Annotated in this window: 3 protein-coding genes; 1 reads left to right on the top strand and 2 read right to left on the bottom strand. The window is 34.9% G+C overall.

Features of this window, described 5'->3' with window-relative positions:
* Positions 1-158: 158 nt before the first annotated feature.
* On the top strand, positions 159-656 hold the full coding sequence (locus AC1DRF_RS27665) for a DinB family protein (RefSeq protein ID WP_274157147.1): 498 nt from the start codon (positions 159-161) through the stop codon (positions 654-656).
* 175 nt (positions 657-831) lie between these two features.
* Here the strand turns inward: AC1DRF_RS27665 and AC1DRF_RS27670 are convergent, their stop codons facing one another.
* Positions 832-1,005, bottom strand: a complete 174-nt coding sequence (locus tag AC1DRF_RS27670; protein WP_477742265.1) for a hypothetical protein — start codon at positions 1,003-1,005, stop codon at positions 832-834.
* A 42-nt stretch (positions 1,006-1,047) separates the two neighbouring features.
* Positions 1,048-1,254, bottom strand: coding sequence for a DUF1272 domain-containing protein (locus AC1DRF_RS27675; RefSeq protein ID WP_080781682.1), 207 nt, complete (start codon positions 1,252-1,254; stop codon positions 1,048-1,050).
* Positions 1,255-1,429 lie beyond the last annotated feature (175 nt).

The following is a 1,429-nucleotide window of genomic DNA, read 5'->3' on the forward strand; positions in this document are numbered from 1 at the left end:
ATATAAAGGTGACTTACAAACAAAAAATTGTGATTGATACTAATTGTTTTAGTGGCTTTGTTATAGTAAGTCGTTAATCACAGAAGTACATATATTAAACTGATTTGTGTTAGACTGTTACAAGCTTAATACTTTGAAAAAGAAAGGCTGAAAAAAACATGACACAAACGAATACAGCATTTCGTGATGCGCTTATCAAATCACTGCGAGGTGAAAGAGGCCATCTTCCGACGATTAACGCAATAACTGATATTAATATGGAGCTTGCTTCACATAAACAAGAGGAATTACCTTATTCTATTTATCAATTAGTGAAGCATATGAGCTATTGGCAAGACTTTTTACTTGCCCTTGCTAAAGGAGAAAACCCTGAAAGACCGAAAAGTGTAAGTGAAAGCTGGCCTGAACACCCTGCTCCGGTTGATGAGGAAGAATGGAAAAAGACAATCCAGCATTTTTGTAATGGAATTGACGAAGCATGTCACTTAGCTGATACATTAGCAATTGAAGAACCTCTGGATGCTTGGCCAAGTGAAACCCCAGGGGGATTACTGCGTAATATTGCTTCTCACAACAGCTATCATCTAGGTGAAATTGTCATTATGAGAAGGTTAAACGGCGCATGGCCACCGCCAACAGGAGGCTTTCCTGCTTAATAAAAACCGATTGAGCCCCAATGATTGGCAGAAACAAAGCCCTAACAATCGTCGATTAGACACTTTTAGGGCTTTATTTTAGTTATGTGCTATTACCTTTTGTTTTATCTATAAATCAATTGATTACTGAATTCGATTTTCAGTACTCCAAAAATATTTGTCTTTGTGCAATTAGTTACCTATAAGAATAATGTGTCGGACGAAACAAGTCTTCTTCTGCATTTCTGACAATTGAAAAGTGTCCAACATTGCAATGACCATGTAGACTTTCACCACAATGATGCTTTATAATTTGTTCCGTACTTAAACCTGTTGCGATTCGCTGTTGAATGCCCGCCCCATTGACCATAGCTGTTTTGACTGCACTATTTATAGAATGTTGTGTCTAAATTTACGATAAGCTCAGTGAGCAACTTAACGAATGTTCTTTACCCCTTGGTCTTTTAACTAGTTCTCCTCCACAGTTAGGACAAATATACATCTCGCTTTCACTACATTTATCACAAAATGTACATTCATGTGTACAGATATAAGCAACAGAGCTATTATGGAGTTTCTTATTGCACTTTTCGCATGTATTTCTCATTTCTAAAGCCATTAAATCCCTCCTTTTGATATAATCAAATTGTATTCTATAAATTTCTATTTTTACATATGTTTCTTATTGTATTACTAAGTAATAACTTTAATATTGACGGAAAACCTATTATTTTAATTTATAATTTAAAGCGGGGTAAGTTTTATGGATGAAATTGATAAAAATATATTACTAC

The sequence above is a fragment of the Priestia sp. P5_B4 genome, from assembly GCF_056400385.1.